Here is a 17,291-nt window from a genome sequence, read left to right as displayed (position 1 = left end):
ACGCTGACACTTCCTAACTTTCCGCCGGACGACGCTGCCCGGGGGTATGGACCGTGGGTGGTAAGGTGTTCCCGTTTCCTCGTGGGGGCCCGCTCAACAGGGCCGGGGGAGTTGTTACCGATGGGTAACTTACTCGAGGGTAACCATAGCCTCGGGCCGGTCGCAAGGGTTGCGGCGGATCGGCCGACGAAGGAATCTTCTGCCCGGGCGCGTCCCGATTTGTGCCAGCCGAAAGTCTCGGGTAAAGTAATTTCTCGTGCTGAGGCGCACGGAGCAGGGAAAATGCCCTGAAAACCGGCCCGAAAGTGCCATTGGGATATGGTGTAATTGGCAACACTACGGTTTCTGGTACCGTCATTCTAGGTTCGAGTCCTGGTATCCCAGCTCTGGTTTGAAGGCTGATTTTCAGCCCCAAAGCAGCAGGTTTCCATCCGGTCCGCCGATTTGAAACCATAGCGAGGTGTGTGAAATACTCACTGAGCTGAACAGCGGAAACGCTGTCAAAAGTACCTGGCCCCATCGTATAGCGGCCTAGTACGCCGCCCTCTCACGGCGGTAACGCGGGTTCGAATCCCGCTGGGGTCACCAACAGAATGGTCCCGGGCAACAGCCCGGGACCATTTTTGTTATCCCAAAAACAGAGCCTGTTGGCCCAGACGCCCCATCACGTCCCGCCGTGTTTTTGGGAACGCCCCATCACGTCCCGCCGTGTTTTTCGGAACGCCCCATCACGTCCGTCTGGAGACGCGCGGGAAATCCCCGCCGGTCGACACGCCGGCTCCGGTCCCCTTGGCGCCTCAACTGGCATGATGTTGCTGTGACCTCCCACAACGAGCACGGCCCTGTCCCGCCGGAGCAGCACACCGCGGCGGCGTTGGCGCTGCTGGAGGAGATCCGCGGCGGCCTGGACAATGTGTCGCTGCCGCTTGCCCTGCCCGGCGTGGACCGGGTGCGCAGGGAAACCACGACAGCACTGGCCCAGCTGGATGACTACATCCTTCCCCGGTACCGCAGCCTGGACGCCCCGCTGCTCGCCGTCGTCGGCGGTTCCACCGGCGCCGGCAAGTCCACCCTGGTGAACGCCCTCGTGGGGCATTCCGTTACCAGGGCCGGCGCCATCCGGCCCACCACCCGCCAGCCCATCCTGCTGCACAACCCCGCGGAGGCCACGTGGTTCGAGGGCCCGCGCGTCCTGCCTGGCCTGGCCCGGACCCGCGGGACCCTCGCCGGCAGTCCCGTCTCGGCCAATCAGCCCGGTGAACTGGCCGGCGCCGCCGCGTCGCTGGTGCTGCTCGCCGACCCCGCCGTCCCTGCAGGAATCGCCCTGCTCGATGCCCCCGACGTCGATTCCATCGCAGACCAGAACCGCCTGCTGGCCGGTCAACTGTTGGCTGCAGCCGACCTGTGGATCTTCGTCACCACCGCCAACCGGTATGCAGACGCCGTCCCGTGGAAGCTCCTGCTCGACGCCGCAGCCCGGGACATCACCGTTGCCGTGGTGCTGGACCGCGTGCCGCCGGGAGCCGGGCAGGAGGTGGGCCAGGACCTCCGCGGACTCCTCGACCGCGAAGGGCTGGCGGGGAGCCGGCTGTTCACCATCGCCGAAACCGTCCTGGAGCCGGCTGGAATGCTGCCTGCCGGCGCGGCCAATGAACTGCGGGAGTGGCTGGCGGCACTGGCTGCCGACGCCGCCGGGCGGGTCTCGGTGGCGCGCCGGACGCTGAACGGCACCGTCCGGGCACTGGCCGGGCGAGTTGCCGGAATCGCCGGGGCGGTCCGTGAACAGGACAATGCGGCTGCCCGCCTCGAATCCGACGCCGCTGCGGCCTACGCGGATGCCGCCAACCGAATCCTGGAAGCCACCCGCGACGGTGCGCTGCTGCGGGGGGAAGTGCTGGCCCGTTGGCAGGACTTTGTGGGCACGGGGGAGTTCTTCCGCGCCCTTGAACAGAACGTGGGCCGTTTCAGGGACCGGCTCGGAGCCTTCTTCCGCGGCGAGCCTGCCCCGGCAGTGCGCGTCGAGGCTGCCATCGAAACCGGATTGCAGGCGGTAATCGTGGACGAAGCAGCAAACGCCGCGGAAGATACCGACCGGCGCTGGCGTTCCGACCCTGCCGGCCGCCAGTTGCTGGGTGCGGACGACCTCTCCGGAACGGGACCGGGTTTCGCGGACCGCGCGGCAGCCGAGATCCGCGCCTGGCAGGAAGCGCTCATGGAATTGATCCGCACCGAGGGCCAGGGAAAACGGACCCAGGCGCGGTGGCTGTCCTTCGGCATCAACGGGCTGGGGGCTGCACTCATGATTGTGGTGTTTTCGATGACCGCCGGACTGACCGGCCTCGAAATCGGCGTGGCGGGGGGAACTGCCGTGGTGGGCCAGCGCCTGCTGGAGGCTGTCTTTGGGGAGGATGCGGTTCGCCGCATGGCAGACAAGGCGCGTGAGGACCTTGCCAGGCGCTGCCGGCAACTCCTGGCGGATGAACAGCAAAAGTTCCTGCAGCGACTGCCTGCCGAGGACCCTGCCCGGGCCCAGCGGCTGGCCGCCCAGGCCAGTGACCTTGCCCGGCTGGCGGAGAGCGCGTGAGCCGCCACTCCGGAGCCCGGGAGTCCACCCGGCTGGACGGCCGGCTCCAGGCGCTCGAGGATGCCCGGGAGCTGGGGGAGGGAATCCTTCCGGATGATGCACTGCGGCAGGTCTTTGACGTCCTGGAGCGCGCCAGTTCCCGGCGGTCATTGTCTGCCGACCACACCGTGGTGGGTTTCTTCGGGGCAACGGGCAGCGGCAAGTCCTCCCTGTTCAACGCCGTCAGCGGGGCGGAGATTGCGACGGCGGCAGCCCGCCGCCCCACTACATCGGAACCGCTGGCAGGTGTCTGGGGAGCATCGGGCAGCGAGGCCCTCCTGGACTGGCTGGAGGTGGGAAACCGGCACCACGCGGGTCCTGTGGACGGCTTCGCCGACGAGCAGACAGGACTGATCCTGCTGGACCTGCCCGATTTCGACTCAACCCATAAGTCCAACCGGGAGATCGTGCAGCGCCTGGTGGGCATGGTGGACGTCATGGTCTGGGTGCTTGACCCGCAAAAATATGCGGATGCTGCCGTCCACCACGGCTTCCTGGCACCGCACGCTTCCCACGGTGCCGTGACCCTCGTGGTCCTGAACCAGATAGACCGGCTGCCCGCCGATGATGTCCAGCCGGTGCTTGATTCCCTGCACGCGATCCTCGCCGGCGAGGGGCTGGGACAGGTGGGCGTACTTGCCACATCCGCACTCACAGGGGCGGGGATTGAGGACGTCCGGGCAGCCATCCGGAAGGTGGCCCTGCAGCGCCAGGCCCAGTCCCGGCGGCTGGAGGCCGACGTCACGGCTGCGGCGGAGGTCCTGCGGCGTGCTTCCGGTGAAGGCGATGCTGCCGGCGTCCGCCCCGGGGCAAGGACGCGCCTGGCGGAGGAACTTGCCGTGGCGGCCAACGTCCCTGCCGTGGTGCGGGCCGTGGGGCAGTCCTACCGCCTTGAGTCCGTCCGGCGCACCGGCTGGCCCGTGACCCGCTGGCTCGCCAGGTTCCGGGCAGACCCGCTGCGGCGGCTCAATTTGCGCAGCAGCTCTCCAGCCGCCGTGAACAGGACCTCATTGCCGCCCGCCGGCGCCCCCGAACGGGCTCGCGCCGATGCGGCGGTCCGGGAATTCGCGGATTCGGCCAGTGAGGGTGCGCCGGGCCCCTGGCGGGCCGCCATCAGGAACGCCGCGCGCACCGGCCGGGACCGGTTGCCCGATGCCCTGGACCAGGCCATTGCCGGGACCGACCTTGGCGCCAACCGCAGGGCCTGGTGGTGGGGCGCCTTCAACGTCGTCCAGTGGCTGGCGCTGCTGACCCTCGTGGGCGGCCTGGGCTGGCTGGGCGTCCTGGCCGGCCTGGGCTACCTCCAGCTGCCGGTCCCCGCGGTGCCGCGCGTTGAGGGGTGGCCGGTGCCCACCCTGATGATTGCCCTCGGCCTGGCGCTGGGAATCCTCCTGGCCGTCACGGGCCGGCTTATTGCGGCAGGAGCTGCCCGGGCGCGGGCGGCAAGGGCACGACGGCGGCTCAACAGTGCCGTTGCGGCAGCGGCCCAGGAATTGGTGGTGACGCCGGTGGCGGAGGAAATTGCCCGGCTGGCAGCCTTCAACAAAGCACTGAAGAAGTCGGGCGCCGCCTAGGAGTCCGCCAGGGCGGCCGCGGCGTCCCGGATCTTGATCAGGGTGCGGAGGTTGCGCGTGGTGGTGGCGGCCTTAAATTTCGACTTTGCGCTGATCTTGCTGAACGGGCTCTCCAGGGTTCCGCCGGCCGGGGCCAGCCAGGCAAGCGCCTCGGGTCCCAGCCGCTGCTGGTCGTGGCCCCCAAGGGCAGCCCCTGCCGCTTCCAGTTCATCCAGCACGGACGTGTCTGAGGACAGGGTGATGTAGGTATGGGTGGACCTGTCGTCCTCAGGATAGGGGCAGGCGTCGACGAGCCCGGCAACCCGCCCGGCGTCCATGACGACCACCCAGGCCTCGTAGCCGAAAGCTGCGCGGAGGCACTGTTCGCACCCGCGCTTCACGGCTGCCGCATCAAGGCTGCTGGAGAGCACCACGTTCCCGCTCGCCAGCAGGGTCTTTGCGTCCGCGAAACCGCAGTTCTTCAGGGCGTCCCTGAGATCCGCCATTTTGATATTGATTCCGCCGACGTTGATGCCGCGGAGGAATACTGCGTAGCTGCCCATGGGCACAGCCTAGCGGCGCAGGAAGCCGGGGGAGCGGAATGAAGCCTCGTTGTTCCTGCGCTAGTCGTTGTTCTTGCGCAGGGCCTCGGTCAGGATGCGGCCGGCATTGCAGACGACTTCGGCGTGCAGGCGACCGGGCTGGCGGGTCAGCCGCTCGATGGGCCCGGAAATGGAGACGGCGGCAATCACCCGGCCGGACGGACCCCGCACGGGTGCCGACACGGAGGCGACTCCCGGCTCGCGTTCGCCAAGGCTCTGGCCCCAGCCCCGCCGTCGTACTCCCGCCAGGACGGTGGGCGTGAAGCGCGCCTGCTGCAGTCCCTCAAGCAGCCGGTCGTGGTCTTCCCATGCCAGCAGGACCTGGGCGGCGGATCCTGCCTTCATGGACAGCTGGGTGCCGACGGGGATGGTGTCGCGCAGGCCGATGGGACGCTCGGCGGACGCGACGCAGACGCGCCAGTCGCCCTGGCGGCGGAAGATCTGGGCGCTTTCGCCGGTGGCATCGCGAAGCTGCATCAGCACCGGCCCGGCGGAGGCGATCAGTCGGTCCTCGCCGGCGGCGGAGGCGAGCTCGACGAGCCTGCTGCCCAGCACGAAGCGGCCCTGGATATCGCGGCTGACCAGGCGGTGGTGGACCAGCGCGAGGGCGAGGCGGTGGACCGTGGGCCGGGCCAGGCCGGTGGCGGCGACGAGCTGCGCCAGCGTGGTGGGGCCGGCCTCCAGGGCATCGAGCACCTGGGCTGCTTTATCAATGACACCGACTCCACTAGAATTGTCCATGTAATGATATTGCCGTCTCAATATCTGAGATGCAAATCTTTCGGCTGGCGCACCGCGGAGCCGTCCTGATTCAGTTGGACTCATCAGCCAAACAGCAGTGAAGGGAGATGGCCATGGCAAAGACATTGGCCGAGAAGGTCTGGGACGCACATGTGGTGCGCAAAGGTGACGGCGACGGTGCCAACGCCCAGCCGGACCTTCTCTACATCGACCTCCACCTGGTCCACGAAGTTACGTCCCCGCAGGCGTTCGAAGGCCTGCGCCTGGCCGGCCGCAAGCTGCGCCGCCCGGACCTGACCATTGCCACCGAGGACCACAACACCCCCACGCTGGACATCGACAAGCCCATTGCCGACCTCACCAGCCGCACCCAGATCCAGACTCTGCGCAACAACTGCGCGGAGTTCGGCGTCCGGCTGCACAGCCTGGGCGACGCCGAGCAGGGCATCGTCCACGTGGTGGGTCCGCAGCTGGGCCTCACCCAGCCCGGCATGACCGTGGTCTGCGGCGACTCGCATACCTCTACGCACGGCGCTTTCGGTGCCCTCGCCATGGGCATCGGCACCTCCGAGGTGGAGCACGTCATGGCCACCCAGACGCTGTCGTTGAAGCCGTTCAAGACCATGGCCATCAACGTCGAAGGCACGCTCCGCCCGGGCGTCACCGCCAAGGACATTATCCTCGCCGTCATCGCCAAGATTGGCACCGGCGGCGGCCAGGGCTACGTCCTGGAATACCGTGGCTCCGCCATCCGCGCCCTCTCCATGGAAGCGCGAATGACCATCTGCAACATGTCCATCGAAGCCGGCGCGCGCGCCGGCATGGTGGCTCCGGACGAAACCACCTACGCCTACATGCAGGGCCGCCCGCACGCGCCCCAGGGCGCAGACTGGGATGCCGCCGTCGAATACTGGAACACCCTGGCAAGCGACGACGACGCGGTCTTCGACGCCCAGGTGGACCTGGACGCCGACACCCTTGAGCCGTTCGTCACCTGGGGCACCAACCCCGGTCAGGGCGTGTCCCTGTCCGAGTCCGTGCCGTCGCCGGAGGACTTCGCTGACGAGAACGCCAAGGCCGCCGCGGAACGTGCGCTGCAGTACATGGGGCTGGAAGCCGGCACGCCGATGAAGGACATCCGCGTGGACACCGTGTTCCTGGGCTCGTGCACCAACTCCCGCATCGAGGACCTGCGCGCCGCCGCTGACATCATCCGCGGCCGCGAGAAGGACCCCCAGGTCCGGATGCTCGTGGTGCCCGGCTCGGCCCGTGTCAGGCTCGAAGCCGAGGCTGAGGGCCTGGACCGCGTGTTCAAGGACTTCGGTGCCGAATGGCGCTTCGCCGGCTGCTCCATGTGCCTGGGCATGAACCCGGACCAGCTGGAACCGGGGGAGCGGTGCGCCTCCACGTCCAACCGCAACTTCGAAGGACGCCAGGGCAAGGGCGGCCGCACCCACCTGGTCTCCCCGGTGGTGGCAGCCGCGACGGCAGTGCGCGGCACGCTCAGCTCGCCGTCGGACCTTGAACCGGCTCCCGAACCCGCCGCCATCCGCATCGACGCAGCCTAGGACTACACCATGGAAAAGTTCACCAAGCACACAGGCATCGGCGTCCCGCTCCGCCAGAGCAACGTTGACACCGACCAGATCATCCCCGCGGTGTACCTCAAGCGCATCACCCGGACCGGCTTCGAAGACGCCCTGTTCTCGGCCTGGCGCAAGGACCCGTCCTTCATCCTGAACCAGGAGCCCTACAGCACCGGATCGGTCCTGGTGGCAGGTCCTGATTTCGGCACCGGTTCCTCCCGCGAGCACGCCGTCTGGGCGCTCAAGGACTATGGATTCAAGGCCGTCCTGTCCTCCCGTTTCGCGGATATCTTCCGTGGCAACTCGGGCAAGCAGGGGCTGCTGGCTGCGCAGGTGGCCCAGGACGACATCGAGCTCATCTGGAAGGAACTCGAGAACGCCCCGGGCACCCAGGTCACGGTGGACCTCGAGTCCAAGACCGTGGCGTGCGGCAACATCGTGGCGCCCTTTGAGATCGATGACTACACCCGCTGGCGGCTCCTGGAAGGCCTGGATGACATCGGGCTGACCCTGCAGCACGAAGCCGACATCACGGCCTATGAGGCCACCCGCCCGGCTTTCAAGCCCAAGACCCTGCCGGCGAAGCTTTCCTAGCCTGGGGTGCGCCATCCGGCGGCGGGTGCCCGTTCCGCCACGCCCCGCCGCCGGTGCCCCCTTATTTCGGTTCGGTAACGCGACCTCCTATGCTTGGTTGGAGCCTTTGCAAGGTTTTGGGGGCTAGTGATCGTGAGGAAACCGGTATATGAGTAGTGTTCTGACAATCCGCGGCGGTGTCCCGCTTACAGGCCGCGTCAGCGTCCGTGGGGCAAAGAACCTTGTCCCCAAGGCAATGGTGGCGGCGTTGCTGGGCAACGAACCCTCGGTGTTGCGGAACGTGCCGGAAATCAAGGACGTCGAGGTTGTCACCTCCCTGCTGCAGCTGCACGGCGTGACAGTCGAGAAGGACCCGGTCAACGGTGATCTCACCCTCGATCCCAAAGCCGCCAAGACGGCGCCGAGCACCGCCATCGACGCCCATGCCGGCGACTCCCGCATTCCCATCCTGCTGTGCGGGCCGCTGATCCACGCGATCGGCGAGGCCTTCATCCCGGACCTGGGCGGCTGCAAGATTGGCGATCGTCCCATCGACTACCACCTGGATGTGCTGCGCCAGTTCGGCGCCGTCGTGGAGAAGCGCCCCGGCGGCATCCACATCTCGGCTCCCAAGGGCCTGCACGGCGCCAAGATCTCGCTGCCGTACCCGTCCGTGGGGGCCACCGAGCAGGTCCTGCTCAGCGCCACCCGTGCCGAAGGCATCACCGAGCTGTCAGGTGCCGCCACCGAGCCGGAAATCATCGACCTCATCGCCGTGCTGCAGAAGATGGGCGCCATCATCAGCGTCCAGACGGACCGCACCATCCGCATCGAAGGCGTCCGTGACCTGGGTGGCTACAACCACCGCGCACTGTCCGACCGGAACGAATCGGCGTCCTGGGCTTCGGCGGCGCTGGTCACCCGCGGCGACATCTTCGTCGAGGGTGCCTCGCAGCGGGACATGATGACCTTCCTGAACACCTACCGCAAGGTGGGCGGCGGCATGGACATCGGCGAGGACGGGATCCGGTTCTACCACAAGGGCGGAAAGCTCAACCCGCTGGTCCTCGAAACGGACGTCCACCCCGGGTTCATGACCGACTGGCAGCAGCCGCTCGTGGTGGCGCTGACCCAGGCCGAAGGCGTTTCCATCGTCCACGAAACGGTCTACGAAAACCGGTTCGGCTTCACCGACGCCCTGATCCGGATGGGCGCCAGCATCCAGGTGCACCGGGAGTGCCTGGGCAGCGTGCCGTGCCGGTTCGGCCAGCGCAACTTCCTGCATTCCGCCGTGATCAGCGGCCCCACCCAGCTGAAGGGAACCGATATCGACGTCCCCGACCTGCGCGGCGGCTTCAGCCACCTGATCGCGGCCCTCGCCGCCACCGGGACCTCGCGCGTCACCGGCATTGACATCATCAACCGCGGCTACGAGCGGTTCACCGAAAAGCTCGCGGGCCTCGGCGCCGACTTCGACATCACCACCACAAAGTAGCGCGGGACCGTGAAGGAATCGGCCAAGAGCAGGGCCACATTTGTGTTCATCGCCGGCATCGCCCGGCCGCTGCTGAACCTCATGATGTCCAAGACCTGGGAAGGCACCGAAAAGCTTCCCGCCGGCGGCTTCATCGCCGCCCCCAACCACTGCACCGAGATCGACCCCCTCGTGGTGGGGCACATGCTGTACAACCAGAAGCGCGCCCCGCACTTCCTGGCGAAGGCTGCGCTGTTCAAGGTCCCCGGCCTGGGTGCGCTCCTGCGCGCCACCAAGCAGGTGCCCGTGGAACGCTCGACGGCGGGCGCCAACCGGTCGCTGCAGGTGGCCCAGGAGATCGTGGCTGAGGGCGGCGCGATCATCATCTACCCGGAGGGCACGCTGACCCGCGACCCGGACCTGTGGCCGATGAAGGGCCACACCGGGGCTGCCCGGCTGGCCCTCGAAGGCGACATCCCCGTGGTTCCCATCGCGCACTGGGGTGCGCACGAGGTGTTCCCGCGGTACGGCAAGTCATTCCATCTGTTTCCCCGGAAACGGTCCCGCGTCGTGGTGGGCGATCCGGTAGACCTGAGCGCCTTCCGCGGGCGCCCGCTGGACAAGGCGACGCTGACCGAGGCCACCGAAGTGATCATGGATGCCATCACCGGCCTCCTTGCCGGCCTGCGCGGCGCGCAGCCCCCCGCGGAGCGCTGGGACCCGGCGAAGCAGCAGCAGGCAAAGCACGGCCGCTTCGTGGACCGCGGACAGAAGCCAGGCACCGGAACGGAAGCCCAGTGACCGCTGACGCAAAGCCGGGAGCGGCCCGCACCGTGGCCGTCCTCGGCGCGGGGTCGTGGGGGACCACGTTCGCCAAGATCCTCGCCGACGCCGCGATTGCCACCGGCGCCGAACGCAGCATTAGGCTGTGGGGCCGGCGGGCCGAAGTGGTGGACGAAATCAACGCCAGCCACCGCAACAGCGATTACCTCAAAGACATCGTCCTGCCGGGGAGCATCACGGCGTCAACAGACGTGCGCAGCGTCCTTGCCGGAGCCGACCTGGTGGTGCTTGCCGTTCCGGCCCAGTCCCTGCGCCCGCAGCTACGGGAATGGAAGGACATGATCGCCCCCGGAGCAGTCGTCGTCTCCCTGATGAAGGGCCTTGAGCTCGGGACCGACGCCCGGATGAGCGAGGTGATCAGCGAGGAACTCAACCTCCCGCCGGACCGCATCGCCGTGGTGTCCGGTCCCAACCTCGCCATGGAAATTGCCCGCGAGGAGCCCACCGCATCGGTGGTTGCCTGCACGGATCCGGCCACCGCCGGGTGGCTGGCCCGGAGCTGCACCGCACCCTACTTCCGGCCGTACACCACAGCTGACGTTGTCGGCGTCGAAATCGGCGGCATCGTAAAGAACGTCATCGCCCTGGCAGTGGGCATTTGCGAAGGCAAGGAGATGGGGGACAACACCAAGGCCTCCGTCATCACCAGGGGCCTGGCCGAAACGTCGCGCCTGGCGCTGGCACTGGGCGGCGAGGCCAAGACCATGGCCGGACTCGCCGGGCTCGGCGACCTCGTGGCCACCTGCTCGTCCGCGCTGTCGCGCAACCATACGGCCGGCAGGCTCCTCGGCCAGGGCTTGACGCTGGAGGAGGTGGGCCGGAAGATGACCCAGACTGCCGAAGGCATCAAGTCAGGCCAGGCCGTCCACGAACTTGCCGGCAAGCTCGGCGTCGAAATGCCCATCACTGCCGCTGTTGTCGCGGTGCTGGCAGGCAAACTGTCCGTTGACCAACTGGGGCCCGTCCTGCTGTCCCGGGAATTGAAACCTGAAGGCGATTACTGACCATGTCCCACGACGAAGCCACCACCCGGGAAACGGCCACCACCAGGAAACCGCGCGTAGCCGTACTTTTTGGCGGCCGCTCCAGTGAGCATGCCGTCAGCTGCGTCACCGCAGCCGGCGTGCTGGGCGCCATCAACAAGGAGAAATACGAGGTGATCCCCATCGGGATCGCCAAGACCGGACAGTGGGTCCTCGCGCCCGCCGAAACCGCCCAGTGGTCCCTCGCGGCATCCTCGCTTCCCGAAGTCGTGCCGTCATCAGAGACCGTCACCCTGGCGGAGATCGGCGGCGAGCACCAGCTGATCGTGGCATCGCCCAACCAGGTGCCGCAGGAACTGGGCGCCGTCGACGTTGTCTTTCCGCTGCTGCACGGCCCCTTCGGCGAGGACGGCACCATCCAGGGCCTGCTCGAGCTCTCGGATACCCGCTATGTCGGCGCGGGGGTCCTGGCCTCCGCCATCGGCATGGACAAGCACTACATGAAGGTGGTCTTCGAAGCCGCCGGGCTGCACGTTGGACCCTACGTGGCCGTGACCGACCGGCAGTGGCAAAAGGACCCGGAAGCTGTCCGGAAGCAGGTGGACCGGCTGGGGTTCCCCGTCTTCGTCAAGCCGGCGCGTGCCGGCTCGTCGATGGGCATCTCCAAGGTGGATTCCCTGGAGGAGCTGGACGCCGCCATCGAGGAAGCCCGCCGCCACGACCTCAAGCTCGTCATCGAGGCCGGGATCGTCGGACGCGAAATCGAGTGCGCCGTCCTGGAGGGGAGGGGCACCGATGCGCCCCGGACGTCCATGCCCGGTGAGATCTCGGTAGCCGGCGGAACGCATGAGTTCTACGACTTCAACGCCAAGTACGTTGAGGACGATGCCGCATCCCTGAGCTGCCCGGCGGACATTCCCGCGGAAGCCATCGCGCGGGTCCGGGAACTGGCCGCCGCCGCCTTCGACGCCGTGGGCGCGGAGGGCCTGAGCCGGGTGGACTTCTTCTACACGCCCGAGGGCGAGCTGATCATCAACGAGATCAACACCATGCCCGGATTCACGCCCAAGAGCATGTACCCGCAGATGTGGGCAGCCTCAGGGCTGGGCTACGCCGAACTGATCGACGAACTCATCTACCTCGCGCTGCACCGCAAGACCGGGCTCCGGTAATCCCCACCGGCGCCCTAACCTCGCTTCGCTTCGGCCAGGGAACCCTGCCGGCGTGGGCCCACCCACCGGCGCCCTAACCTCGCTTCGCTTCGGCCAGGGAACCCTGCCGGCGTGGGCCCACCCACCGGCGCCCTAACCTCGCTTCGCTTCGGCCAGGGAACCCCGCCGGCGTGGGCCCACCCACCGGTGATTGAGCCGGTGGTTGAGCCTGTCGAAACCTACTGGCTTTGCGGCAGGTTCTGCAGGTCCTCCTGGCCCACGCAGTTCCGCACGGAAGGGACCTTGGCGGCTGCCGCTGCCAGATCCGCCAGTACGGTTGCGGAACTGATCTTGTCCGGATCCATCAGGATTTCCGTGGCCGGTTCCCGGCCGTAGGTGGTCAGCGTCCAGACCGGGTCGCCTTCCTTGATCACCCAGTCGACGCCGTTGACGGTGACACACCGGTCAGTCGTCGGCCCGGGCACATTGACGCCGCAGCGCAGGATGACAAGCGACGGATCGCCCCAGGCCGCGGTTGCCTGGCTGTTGGTCTTGCGCAGTTTCGAATCGCCGATCGCGTCGGGAAGGGCCACCATCATGGGCGCGCAGGCCGGATTGGCGGCGTCCTTGGCGGCGGTGACGTCCACCGCTGCGGAGCAGGCAGTCAAGGAGAGAGAGGCGAGTCCCCCCACCATCGCCATCCTGGCGGCACGGGCGGACAGGGACAGATGGGGATGGTGCATGGTTCCAGCCTATCGCCGCCGCCGTCCCCGCACGGACACGATGTCGGTCCGGCGCGGTAGCGTAGTGGCGTGCCAGAAGACCTCCGTAACCGCGTTGACCGCCAGCCCACCATTGCCGGCCTGTCCGAAGCAGACCTGCTGGCCCGGATCTTCCCGCGCCTCCGCATGGCGGAGTCCCACACCTCCAGCACCCTGCTCGGGCCCGGGGATGACGCAGCCATCGTGGCAGCCCCGGATGGCCGGACCGTCATCAGCATCGACACCCAGGTCCAGGACCAGGATTTCCGTCTCCAGTGGCCCAACGGCTACCGCACCACGGGCTTCGACGTCGGGTGGAAGGCTGCCGCGCAGAACCTGAGCGACATCAACGCCATGGGGGCGCGGGCAACGTCGATGGTGGTCAGCCTGACCCTTCCCGTCGACACCCCGGTGAAGTGGGTGGAGGATCTCGCGGATGGCCTGACGGCGGCGATCCGCGGACTGGGGGCAACACAGTGCTCGGTCGCCGGCGGGGACCTTGGCCGGGGAAGCGAAATTTCGGTGACAGTCGCGGTGCTGGGAACGCTCGACGGCGGCAGTCCGGTCCTGCGCTCCGGAGCCCGGGCGGGGGATACCTTGGCGCTGGCCGGAACAGCCGGCCACGCAGCGGCCGGCCTCGCCCTGCTGGAGTCTGACGTTCCGGTGGACAACCTCGGCCCCGCGGAGCGTGTCTTCGTGGACCTGCAGTCCCGCCCGCGGCCGCCACTGGATGCCGGCCCCGAAGCGCGTGCGGCAGGCGCCACGGCCATGCTCGACATATCGGACGGGCTTCTGCGCGACGGCCGCCGGCTGGCACAGGCCAGCAACGTCATGGTCGCGCTCGACCCTGGCCGGCTGGAACAGCTGGCTGCCCGCCTGGCTCCGGCAGCGGACCTGCTGGGCGCGGATGCCGGGCAGTGGGTGCTGGGCGGAGGCGAGGACCACGGCCTGCTTGCCACATTCCCTGCCGGCGTTCAGCTGCCACCCGGATTCACTGCGATAGGCTCGATACATGCACTCGGTACCGACGACGGCCCGGGTGTCCTGATGGCGGGCCGGCCCGCGGACACCGGGGGATGGGATCACTTTGCACACTAAGGTTGCCGCCAACGCGCTGGCGATGAAGAGGTGGCTGGGCAAGGCTGAAACTGCCCTGGGGAACCACAGTGACCGGCTCAACGCCATCAACATTTTTCCCGTGGCCGACGGCGATACCGGCACCAACCTCTACCTCACGGTCCGCGCCGCCGCCCGTTCACTGGTGTTCGGCGCCGACCAGCCCGCTCCCGTTGACGTCGGCGAAGTCCTCGCCATCGCCGGACAGGCGGCCATGGAGGAAGCGCGGGGAAACTCGGGAACGCTGTTTTCGGTGTTCCTGTGCGCTGCCGCCGAACCGTTGGCCGGGCACACCCGGCTGACGTCCACGCTCCTCTCGGCGGCGCTGAACCGCGCCCAGATCCGGGCCTGGTCAGCCCTGAGCGATCCCGTTCCCGGAACCATGCTTTCTGTCATGGAGGCGGCCGCCCGTGCCGCGGCAGCGGTTGACGCCGGGCAGGACGGCGATGACAGCAACCACGCGCTGGGGCTGGCCCTGGACGCAGCAGTGGAGGGGGCCCTGGCCGCCGTGATCCACACGGAAGAACAGCTGGACGCGCTGCAGTCCGCCCATGTGGTCGATGCTGGGGGCGTGGGTATGCTCCTGATCCTCGACTGCCTCCGCTCCGCGGTCCTCGGCGAGGAACTTCAGAACGAACTCCTGGATGGCCTGCACGGCTACGACGTCTCCGACCCCCACATCCACACCACGCTGCCGGACGATGACGGCGTGGAAGTCATGTGCACCATCAGCCTCTCGCCGCTGAACGCGGCTACCCTCCGGCAGCGCCTGGACGAGATCGGCGAGTCCGTCATCATGAGCCAGGTAGGCAGCGGCCCGGACCCCGAAGGCAACTACCGCTGGCGCGTCCATGTCCACGTCCCGGAGCCCGGCCAGGCCGTGGACACCATCCGGTCCCTCGGCGAGCCGGCCCAGATCAGCATCAGTGAACTGGCCCTGCCGCGCGACCCGGATGCCGATGCAGTGAACTCCGGCGGGCATGAACGCTGAGCTGGACCTGGCCCTGGAACGGCGGATCGGAAAACGTTCCGCCGCGGTCATCGAGAAACACCTCGGCATCACCACCGTTGAGGGACTGCTGACCTACTTTCCCCGCCGTTACCTTCTGCGGGGCGAACTGACTGCCATCAGCGAACTGCCACTGAACGAGGAAGTCACCCTCATCGCCCGCGTGCTGTCCAGCAGCACCCGGAGCATGCAGGCGCGCCGCGGCACCATCACCGACGTCATCGTGTCCGACGACGACGGGCAGCAGGGGCTCCGGCTGGTGGGCGGCCGGGACTTCCACGGCAAAGTGCCCGGCACCCTCAAAATCAGCTTCTTCAATGGATTCAAGGCCAAGAACGAGCTGCTGCAGGGGCGCCGCGCCCTGTTCTCGGGCAAGGTCACCAGCTTCAAGGGCCAGCTGGGCCTCACCAACCCGGACTTCCAGGTCCTGGACGAGGACCCCTTCGTCCACGGCAGCGGCGACCCGGAGAAGCTGGCCGCGATGCCGATTCCGGTGTATCCGGCGACGGCGAAGCTGCCCTCCTGGAGAATCCAGAAGGTGATCGGCACCCTGCTCGAGACCCTGGACCTCGGCTCGTTGCCGGACCCGGTTCCGCCGGCCGTGGCCGCCAGGGAAGGCTTCCTGCCCGTGGCGGACGCCTACCGGCTCATCCATGCACCTGAAACGCCGGCGGACTGGAAGCGCGCGCGGGACCGGTTCCGTTACCAGGAAGCATTAGTGCTCCAGTCCGCCCTCGCCAGGCGGCGGGCCCAGCTTGCCGCCGAGGAGGCCACTGCCCGGCGCCCGGTCGGTGACGGGATCCTGGCAGCGTTCGACCGGAACCTGCCCTTCACGCTCACGGCCGGCCAGGCCGCCGTCGGCAGGACCCTGGCCGGGGAACTCGCGCAGGATACCCCCATGAACCGGCTGCTGCAGGGTGAAGTGGGTTCCGGCAAGACGGTCGTGGCGCTGCGGGCAATGCTGCAGGTGGTGGACGCCGGCGGACAGGCCGCCCTCCTTGCCCCCACCGAAGTCCTCGCAGCCCAGCACTACGATTCCATCCGCCGCACGCTGGGACCGCTGTCCAGCGACGGACTCCTGGGCGGCCTGGCCGGCGGCAACGGCCCTTCCGTCCAGGTCACCCTGCTGACCGGGTCCATGCCAACTGCTGCACGTAAACAGGCCATGCTCGACGCCGCCTCCGGTACGGCCGGAATTATCATCGGCACCCACGCGCTGCTCAGCGACAACGTGTCCTTCTACGACCTCGGCCTGATCGTGGTGGACGAACAGCACCGCTTCGGCGTGGAACAGCGCGATGCCCTCAGGGCCAAGGCCAGGAAGCCTCCCCACCTGCTGGTCATGACCGCCACGCCCATTCCCCGCACGGTGGCCATGACCGTGTTTGGCGACCTTGAAACCTCCACCCTCGATGAACTGCCCAAGGGCAGGGCGCCCATCACCACCCATCTCGTCGGGCTGGCCGAAAACCCTGCGTGGGCGGCGCGGATCTGGGCGCGCGCGCGGGAAGAGATCGACGCCGGCCACCAGGTGTACGTCGTCTGTCCCAAGATTGGGACGGACGACGACGGCGACTTCAGTCCGGGGGAGGCGGCACCTCCGGGCGCGGACGCCGAAGAGGGGCGGGAGCTCGCGTCGGTCACCGCCGTCGTCGAACACCTGCTGGCCGAACCATCACTGGCCGGTGTTCCGCTGGCCCCGCTCCACGGGCGCCAGGATCCGGACCTGAAAACGGAGACCATGGCGGGGTTCACCGCCAACGAGGTCAAGCTCCTGGTGTCCACCACGGTGATCGAAGTGGGGGTGGACGTGCACAATGCCACCCTGATGGTCATCCTCGACGCCGACAGGTTCGGTATCTCCCAGCTGCACCAGCTGCGCGGCCGGGTGGGGCGCGGGGGACTGCCCGGAACCTGCCTGCTGGTGACCGCCCTGGAACCCGGGCATCCAAGCCGCCGCAGGCTGGACGCGGTCGCCGCCACCACCGACGGATTCGTCCTTTCCCAGGAGGACCTCAAGCTGCGGCGCGAGGGCGACATCCTGGGCGCCTCCCAATCGGGCGGACGCTCCACCCTGAAACTGCTGCGGGTCCTGGAACACGAGGACGTGATTGCCCGGGCCCGGGACGACGCACAGGCCATCGTCGGCGGCGATCCCTTGCTGTCCGGCCACCTGGAACTCGCCGATGCGATTGAGAAGTACCTCAACCCCGAGAAGGAGGCGTTCCTTGAACGCGGTTAGCAACAACAGCGCGGCGGACGCGCCCGGATTGCGG

Annotated in this window: 14 protein-coding genes and 2 tRNA genes; 13 read left to right on the top strand and 3 right to left on the bottom strand. The window is 68.0% G+C overall.

Annotated elements, in window-relative coordinates; translation table 11 throughout:
* Positions 1–312 precede the first annotated feature (312 nt).
* The 4 genes from PUN71_RS03125 (at position 313) to PUN71_RS03110 (ending at position 4,197) form a co-directional block, all read left to right on the top strand.
* Positions 313–384: transfer RNA gene (locus tag PUN71_RS03125), tRNA-Gln, on the top strand.
* A 128-nt stretch (positions 385–512) separates the two neighbouring features.
* Positions 513–588, top strand: a tRNA-Glu gene (locus tag PUN71_RS03120).
* A 229-nt stretch (positions 589–817) separates the two neighbouring features.
* Positions 818–2,584: a dynamin family protein gene (locus PUN71_RS03115; protein ID WP_277797324.1), complete on the top strand. Its 1,767-nt coding sequence runs from the start codon at positions 818–820 to the stop codon at positions 2,582–2,584.
* Complete coding sequence (locus tag PUN71_RS03110; protein ID WP_277797323.1) at positions 2,581–4,197, top strand: GTPase; 1,617 nt, start codon at positions 2,581–2,583, stop codon at positions 4,195–4,197. Before PUN71_RS03115 ends, PUN71_RS03110 begins: the two co-directional genes overlap by 4 nt.
* Here the strand turns inward: PUN71_RS03110 and PUN71_RS03105 are convergent.
* Positions 4,194–4,739, bottom strand: a complete 546-nt coding sequence (locus tag PUN71_RS03105) for a DUF1697 domain-containing protein (protein WP_277797322.1) — start codon at positions 4,737–4,739, stop codon at positions 4,194–4,196. The genes PUN71_RS03110 and PUN71_RS03105 overlap by 4 nt on opposite strands.
* Positions 4,740–4,799: 60 nt before the next feature.
* Positions 4,800–5,519 carry an IclR family transcriptional regulator gene (locus PUN71_RS03100; RefSeq protein ID WP_043453233.1) on the bottom strand — a complete coding sequence of 240 codons (720 nt, stop codon included), beginning with the start codon at positions 5,517–5,519 and terminating at the stop codon, positions 4,800–4,802.
* Between the two features lie 113 nt (positions 5,520–5,632).
* Here PUN71_RS03100 and leuC point away from each other — a divergent pair, with 113 nt between their 5' ends.
* The 6 genes from leuC to PUN71_RS03070 all read left to right on the top strand — a co-directional run bounded on the left by leuC (position 5,633) and on the right by PUN71_RS03070 (position 12,150).
* A complete protein-coding gene (gene leuC, locus PUN71_RS03095) occupies positions 5,633–7,087 on the top strand; it encodes a 3-isopropylmalate dehydratase large subunit (RefSeq protein WP_043453553.1) in 1,455 nt (484 codons plus the stop codon).
* Positions 7,088–7,096: 9 nt separating this feature from the next.
* Positions 7,097–7,699 (top strand): 3-isopropylmalate dehydratase small subunit, encoded by a 603-nt coding sequence (gene leuD / locus PUN71_RS03090; protein ID WP_277797321.1) that lies wholly within the window; start codon positions 7,097–7,099, stop codon positions 7,697–7,699.
* Between the two features lie 148 nt (positions 7,700–7,847).
* Positions 7,848–9,173 (top strand): UDP-N-acetylglucosamine 1-carboxyvinyltransferase, encoded by a 1,326-nt coding sequence (gene murA / locus PUN71_RS03085; protein WP_026265620.1) that lies wholly within the window; start codon positions 7,848–7,850, stop codon positions 9,171–9,173.
* 9 nt (positions 9,174–9,182) lie between these two features.
* A complete protein-coding gene (locus PUN71_RS03080; RefSeq protein WP_277797320.1) occupies positions 9,183–9,953 on the top strand; it encodes a lysophospholipid acyltransferase family protein in 771 nt (256 codons plus the stop codon).
* On the top strand, positions 9,950–10,999 hold the full coding sequence (locus PUN71_RS03075) for an NAD(P)H-dependent glycerol-3-phosphate dehydrogenase (protein WP_043453223.1): 1,050 nt from the start codon (positions 9,950–9,952) through the stop codon (positions 10,997–10,999). The genes PUN71_RS03080 and PUN71_RS03075 overlap by 4 nt, the downstream gene beginning before the upstream one ends.
* 2 nt (positions 11,000–11,001) lie before the next feature.
* Positions 11,002–12,150 (top strand): D-alanine--D-alanine ligase family protein, encoded by a 1,149-nt coding sequence (locus tag PUN71_RS03070; protein WP_043453221.1) that lies wholly within the window; start codon positions 11,002–11,004, stop codon positions 12,148–12,150.
* 218 nt (positions 12,151–12,368) lie between these two features.
* On the opposite strand, the gene PUN71_RS03065 is transcribed toward PUN71_RS03070, so the two are convergent.
* A complete protein-coding gene (locus PUN71_RS03065) occupies positions 12,369–12,872 on the bottom strand; it encodes a DUF3515 domain-containing protein (RefSeq protein WP_277797319.1) in 504 nt (167 codons plus the stop codon).
* 69 nt (positions 12,873–12,941) lie between these two features.
* Here PUN71_RS03065 and thiL point away from each other — a divergent pair, with 69 nt between their 5' ends.
* The 3 genes from thiL to PUN71_RS03050 are packed head-to-tail and all read left to right on the top strand — an operon-like array spanning position 12,942 to position 17,257.
* Complete coding sequence (gene thiL / locus PUN71_RS03060; protein ID WP_277797318.1) at positions 12,942–13,988, top strand: thiamine-phosphate kinase; 1,047 nt, start codon at positions 12,942–12,944, stop codon at positions 13,986–13,988.
* Positions 13,989–14,010: 22 nt separating this feature from the next.
* Positions 14,011–14,997, top strand: a complete 987-nt coding sequence (locus PUN71_RS03055; protein WP_277797517.1) for a DAK2 domain-containing protein — start codon at positions 14,011–14,013, stop codon at positions 14,995–14,997.
* Positions 14,987–17,257: an ATP-dependent DNA helicase RecG gene (locus PUN71_RS03050; protein WP_277797317.1), complete on the top strand. Its 2,271-nt coding sequence runs from the start codon at positions 14,987–14,989 to the stop codon at positions 17,255–17,257. The genes PUN71_RS03055 and PUN71_RS03050 overlap by 11 nt, the downstream gene beginning before the upstream one ends.
* Positions 17,258–17,291 lie beyond the last annotated feature (34 nt).

This window comes from Arthrobacter sp. NQ7 (assembly GCF_029581595.2).
GTDB lineage: Bacteria > Actinomycetota > Actinomycetes > Actinomycetales > Micrococcaceae > Arthrobacter > Arthrobacter phenanthrenivorans_B.
The sequence above is the reverse complement of the archived record's forward strand: the minus strand, read 5'-3'. Positions and strand labels throughout refer to the sequence as shown.

What these genes read in the sequence shown, in the direction of transcription:
- PUN71_RS03100 (WP_043453233.1), bottom strand. Translation starts at nt 5,519, where the DNA reads ATGGACAATTCTAGTGGAGTCGGTGTCATTGATAAAGCAGCCCAGGTG.
- leuD (WP_277797321.1), top strand. Translation starts at nt 7,097, where the DNA reads ATGGAAAAGTTCACCAAGCACACAGGCATCGGCGTCCCGCTCCGCCAG.
- leuC (WP_043453553.1), top strand. Translation starts at nt 5,633, where the DNA reads ATGGCAAAGACATTGGCCGAGAAGGTCTGGGACGCACATGTGGTGCGC.
- murA (WP_026265620.1), top strand. Translation starts at nt 7,848, where the DNA reads ATGAGTAGTGTTCTGACAATCCGCGGCGGTGTCCCGCTTACAGGCCGC.
- PUN71_RS03065 (WP_277797319.1), bottom strand. Translation starts at nt 12,872, where the DNA reads ATGCACCATCCCCATCTGTCCCTGTCCGCCCGTGCCGCCAGGATGGCG.
- PUN71_RS03050 (WP_277797317.1), top strand. Translation starts at nt 14,987, where the DNA reads ATGAACGCTGAGCTGGACCTGGCCCTGGAACGGCGGATCGGAAAACGT.
- PUN71_RS03105 (WP_277797322.1), bottom strand. Translation starts at nt 4,739, where the DNA reads ATGGGCAGCTACGCAGTATTCCTCCGCGGCATCAACGTCGGCGGAATC.
- PUN71_RS03055 (WP_277797517.1), top strand. Translation starts at nt 14,011, where the DNA reads ATGAAGAGGTGGCTGGGCAAGGCTGAAACTGCCCTGGGGAACCACAGT.
- PUN71_RS03070 (WP_043453221.1), top strand. Translation starts at nt 11,002, where the DNA reads ATGTCCCACGACGAAGCCACCACCCGGGAAACGGCCACCACCAGGAAA.